A 4,951-nucleotide genomic window follows, 5' to 3' on the forward strand; every position below is an offset into this window, starting at 1 on the left:
GTGCGGGGCGGGCGGACCGTTACCCTGAGGAGTGCAGACCTGTCCGTGGTGTGTGAGTCCCCGGTGCCGGTCGCAGAGCCGCGTTTTGACCGGTACGGGGCGGCGCGGGTACTCTCGGGGATTGATACGTATTGGTGTCCTCGATCTCACGCGAAAGGGCCCTTACGTAGGTTCCCTGGAGCAGTTACCAGTGGCTCGCATACGGGCAGCGTCCCCGGCATTGTGAGCCCCAGCTGCATGATCGCTTCCTGGGTGCCGTGTGTCTGGACCCCATCCACTGAAGAAGCGAAGGCTACTAAGTGCGTACGTACAGCCCCAAGCCCGGCGATGTGACCCGCCAGTGGCACGTCATCGACGCCCGGGACATCGTCCTCGGTCGTCTGGCGACCACCGCTGCCACCCTCCTGCGTGGCAAGCACAAGCCGATCTACGCCCCCCACGTTGACACCGGTGACTTCGTCATCATCATCAACGCGGAGAAGGTGCACCTCTCCGGCAACAAGAAGACCCAGAAGATGGCGTACCGCCACTCCGGCTACCCGGGTGGTCTGCGTTCCGTCCGCTACGACGAGCTGCTCGAGAAGAGCCCCGAGAAGGCTGTCGAGAAGGCCGTCAAGGGCATGCTCCCCAAGAACACCCTGGGCCGTCAGATGCTCTCGAAGCTGAAGGTCTACGCGGGCGACCAGCACCCGCACGGCGCTCAGCAGCCGGTCCCGTTCGAGATCACCCAGGTCGCGCAGTAGTTCCGGCCACCCCCTAAGACGAAAAGAAATCTGAGGAGAATCGTGGCCGAGACCACCGTTGAGCAGCCGGTCGAAGAGACCGAGGTTGTTGACGTAGAGCAGTACACCACCGAGTCCGAGGCTCCCCTTGAGGGCGAGTACACCTCGGAGTCGAACCCCGCGCGCTTCGGCGACCCGCAGCCGGCCGCCGGCCTGGGCCGTCGCAAGAACGCCATCGCCCGCGTCCGGATCGTCCCGGGCACCGGCAAGTGGAAGGTCAACGGGCGCACGCTCGAGGACTACTTCCCGAACAAGGTCCACCAGCAGGAAGTCAACGAGCCCTTCAAGGTGCTCGAGCTCGACAACCGCTACGACGTCATCGCCCGCATCTCGGGTGGCGGCGTCTCCGGTCAGGCCGGTGCGCTCCGTCTCGGTGTCGCCCGTGCGCTGAACGAGGCCGACGTCGAGAACAACCGCGGCGCCCTGAAGAAGGCCGGTTACCTCAAGCGTGACGACCGTGCGGTCGAGCGCAAGAAGGCCGGTCTCAAGAAGGCCCGTAAGGCCCCGCAGTACAGCAAGCGCTAATCGCTGCCTGCTCGTACTTCTCGTTCGCCCCGGCGGCACTCACCGTGCTGCCGGGGCGTTCGTCTATCAGGAAACGAACGTTCGGAGGACAGCAGTGGGACGACTCTTCGGCACGGACGGCGTGCGTGGTGTCGCCAACGCGGATCTGACGGCCGAGCTGGCGCTCGGACTCTCCGTGGCGGCGGCGCACGTACTGGCCGAGGCGGGCACCTTTGAAGGCCATCGCCCGGTGGCGGTGGTCGGGCGTGACCCGCGCGCGTCCGGGGAGTTCCTGGAGGCCGCGGTGGTCGCGGGTCTCGCGAGCGCGGGCGTGGACGTCCTGCGCGTCGGTGTGCTGCCCACCCCCGCGGTGGCGCATCTCACCGGGGCGCTGGGCGCCGACCTCGGCGTGATGCTCTCCGCGAGCCACAACGCCATGCCCGACAACGGCATCAAGTTCTTCGCCCGCGGCGGCCACAAGCTCGCCGACGAGCTGGAGGACCGCATCGAGGCCGTGTACGAAGAGCACGGCACCGGCGCTCCCTGGCAGCGGCCCACCGGGGCCGGCGTCGGCCGGGTCAAGTCGTACGACCAAGGGCTCGACCAGTACATCGCGCACCTGCTCGGCGTGCTCCCCAACCGCCTCGACGGACTGAAGATCGTCCTCGACGAGGCGCACGGCGCCGCCGCCCGCGTCTCGCCCGAGGCGTTCACGCGCGCCGGTGCCGAGATCATCACCATCGGCGCGCAGCCCGACGGCCTGAACATCAACGACGGCTGCGGCTCGACCCACCTCGACCTCCTCAAGGCCGCCGTCGTCGAGCACGGCGCCGACCTCGGCATCGCGCACGACGGGGACGCGGACCGCTGCCTCGCCGTGGACCACACCGGCGCGGAGGTGGACGGCGACCAGATCCTCGCGGTGCTCGCCCTCGCCATGCGCGAGCACGGCACGCTGCGTCACGACACCGTTGTCGCCACCGTCATGTCGAACCTCGGCTTCAAGCTCGCCATGGAGGCCCAGGGCCTCTCCCTGGTGCAGACCGCCGTCGGCGACCGCTATGTCCTGGAGTCGATGAAGGAGCACGGCTTCGCCCTCGGCGGCGAGCAGTCCGGGCACGTGATCATCCTCGACCACGCGACGACCGGTGACGGCACGCTGACCGGCCTGCTCCTCGCGGCCCGCGTCGCCGAGACCGGGCGGACGCTCGCGGACCTCGCGAGCGTCATGGAGCGCCTGCCGCAGGTCCTCATCAACGTGCCCGACGTCGACAAGTCGCGGGTGAAGACCTCCGCCGAGCTGTCCGCGGCCGTCACCGACGCCGAGCGCGAGCTGGGCTCCACCGGCCGGGTGCTGCTGCGCCCCTCGGGGACCGAGCCGCTGGTGCGGGTCATGGTCGAGGCCGCCGACATCGAGCAGGCGCGGTCCGTCGCCGAGCGCCTCGCCGACGTGGTCAAGTCGGCGCTCGGCTAGCCGCTAGAGGCGCCGGGACTTCGCGGTACGTTCGCGCTGGCTCGCCCAGAGAGCCTTCTGGGCGAGGAGCGTGAGCGTACCGGCGAGGACGATGCCGAGGAGGTTCAGCAGAAGCTGCTCGGTGGAGCCCCACGCCTGCTTGTACTCGTTGTAGCTGAAGGCGACCGCCGCGTTCGCCGCCGCGGGGACCGTCGTCACGGAGATCGCCACTCCCACCAGGGCGCCCGACTTCGCCGAGGTGAGCGAGAGCGTGCCCGCCGCGCCCGCCAGGACCGCCACCACGAACGAGAACCAGTCCGGGCGGTAGATGAAGTTGGTGTTGGGCCGGTCCGCCTGCAGGGCCTCGTGGCTGAAGAGGTCCGTGGCGTCCATGAAGTAGCTGAACCCGACCGTCACCAGCATCGCCACCAGGAAGCCCACGAGCAGCGCGATCAGTGAGCGCAGGGCGAGCCGGGGAGCGCGCCGCACCAGGGCCGTGCAGAACCCGGCGAGCGGGCCGAACTCCGGTCCGACGGCCATCGCGCCCACGATCAGGATCGCGTTGTCCAGGACGACACCGCAGGCCGCGATCATCGTGGCGAGCGTGATGAACGCGATGTACGTGATCGAGAGCGTCGACTCCTCGTGGGTCGCGTCGGTCAGCTGCTCCCACAGGACCGCGTCCGAGCCCTCTCCCGGCGCGTCGTGCTCGGCCTTGTCGGCGCGCTCGGAGAGGGAGAGGTCGATGTTCTCGACCGCGATCGAACCGCACTTGTCGAGGTCCAGCGCGCGCAGGCCGCCGATCAGCTCGTCGCCCGCCTCCCGGGCGACATCGCACATGATGACGTCGCCCGTGGGGTTGCGGGCCGCGCCGGGGACCACGGCAAGGTGGGTGGTGCCGGTCGTCGCCTCGATCAGGCGCAGCACGTCGTCGGTCTTGTCCGCGGGGGAGATCAGGCGCAGGTGCAGCATGTGCGCAGGGTAGTCGGGTACGGGGGGCCGGGGGCCGGCGCCTCAGAGTTTGCGCAGGCTCAGGCGCTGGACCTTGTGGTCGGGGCCCTTGCGGACCACCAGGGTGGCGCGGCCGCGGGTGGGGGCCACGTTCTCCACCAGGTTCAGCTTGTTGATGGTGCGCCAGGTCGTACGGGCGTACTCCAGGGCCTCCTCCTCCGACACCTGCGTGTACTTGCGGAAGTACGAGGACGGGTTCTGGAAGGCCGTGGCGCGCAGCTTCTTGAAGCGGTTCAGGTACCAGCGCTCGATGTCCTCCGCGCGGGCGTCGACGTACACACTGAAGTCGAAGTAGTCCGCGAGGCCCACGCGGGTGCGGCCGTCCTTGCCGGGGAGCGCGGGCTGGAGGACGTTCAGGCCCTCGACGATGAGGATGTCGGGGCGGCGGACCGTGAGGCGCTTGCCCGGGACGATGTCGTAGATCAGGTGGGAGTAGACGGGGGCGGTGACCTCGGCCTTGCCCGCCTTGATGTCGGCCACGAAGCGGGTGAGGGCGCGGCGGTCGTACGACTCGGGGAAGCCCTTGCGGGACATCAGGCCGCGGGCCTCCAGCTCCTTGGTGGGCAGGAGGAACCCGTCGGTGGTCACCAGTTCTACGCGGGGGTGTTCGGGCCAGCGGGAGAGCAGGGCCTGGAGGAGGCGGGCGACGGTCGACTTGCCGACGGCGACGGAACCGGCGACCCCTATGACGAAGGGGGTTCCGGACTGGGAGCCCTTCTCGCCGAGGAAGGTGTTGAGCGCTCCGCGCAGGCCGTCGGTCGCGCCCACGTAGAGGTTCAGGAGGCGGGAGAGCGGGAGGTAGATGTCGCGGACCTCGTCCAGGTCGATGACGTCACCGAGGCCGCGCAGCTTCTCCACCTCCTCCGCCGTCAGGGGCAGCGGCGTCTTCTCCCGCAGAGCGCTCCACTCGGCGCGGGTCAGGTCGAGGTAGGGAGTCGCCTCCGGCTTGTGCCGGTGGGCGCTCCGCTGCGCCTTGTCTGGCGCGGAGACCGAAGAGATCACAGTCCATTGTTACGGCTGTTTGAACGGCTGGGGGGTGGGGGTGTGGTGGGGTGTGTCACGCTGGGCCGATGATTTTCGGGTGCTTTGTGGGGTGAGCCTGTGATTATTGGGGTCGGCATCGATGTCGCCGAGATCGAGCGGTTCGGGGCGGCGATGGCCCGGACGCCGGGGATGGCGGAACGGCTGTTCGTCGAGAGCG

5 protein-coding genes and 1 pseudogene are annotated in these 4,951 nt (G+C 69.1%); 4 read left to right on the plus strand and 2 right to left on the minus strand.

The genetic code is table 11. The annotated features are described in order from the left end of the window. Positions 1-299 precede the first annotated feature (299 nt). The 3 genes from rplM to glmM all read left to right on the plus strand — a co-directional run bounded on the left by rplM (position 300) and on the right by glmM (position 2,760). Positions 300-743: a 50S ribosomal protein L13 gene (rplM, locus tag GKQ77_RS27510; protein ID WP_030782512.1), complete on the plus strand. Its 444-nt coding sequence runs from the start codon at positions 300-302 to the stop codon at positions 741-743. A gap of 42 nt (positions 744-785) precedes the next feature. Further along, a complete protein-coding gene (gene rpsI / locus GKQ77_RS27515; protein ID WP_219691633.1) occupies positions 786-1,307 on the plus strand; it encodes a 30S ribosomal protein S9 in 522 nt (173 codons plus the stop codon). Positions 1,308-1,401: 94 nt separating this feature from the next. Beyond that, complete coding sequence (gene glmM, locus GKQ77_RS27520; RefSeq protein WP_219691634.1) at positions 1,402-2,760, plus strand: phosphoglucosamine mutase; 1,359 nt, start codon at positions 1,402-1,404, stop codon at positions 2,758-2,760. Positions 2,761-2,763: 3 nt separating this feature from the next. On the opposite strand, the gene GKQ77_RS27525 is transcribed toward glmM, so the two are convergent. After that, entirely contained in the window at positions 2,764-3,711 is a 948-nt protein-coding gene (locus tag GKQ77_RS27525; protein ID WP_219691635.1) for a DUF389 domain-containing protein, read from the minus strand. 42 nt (positions 3,712-3,753) lie between these two features. Then, the gene (gene coaA / locus GKQ77_RS27530) at positions 3,754-4,749 is read right to left on the minus strand and encodes a type I pantothenate kinase (protein WP_219691636.1); all 996 of its coding nucleotides are present in this window, start codon (positions 4,747-4,749) and stop codon (positions 3,754-3,756) included. Between the two features lie 102 nt (positions 4,750-4,851). Between coaA and GKQ77_RS34005 the strand changes: the two are divergent. Then, positions 4,852-4,951 (plus strand): annotated as a pseudogene (locus GKQ77_RS34005) (holo-ACP synthase); the annotation flags it as partial.

The sequence above is a fragment of the Streptomyces anatolicus genome, from assembly GCF_019400875.1.
Taxonomy (GTDB): Bacteria; Actinomycetota; Actinomycetes; order Streptomycetales; family Streptomycetaceae; genus Streptomyces; species Streptomyces anatolicus.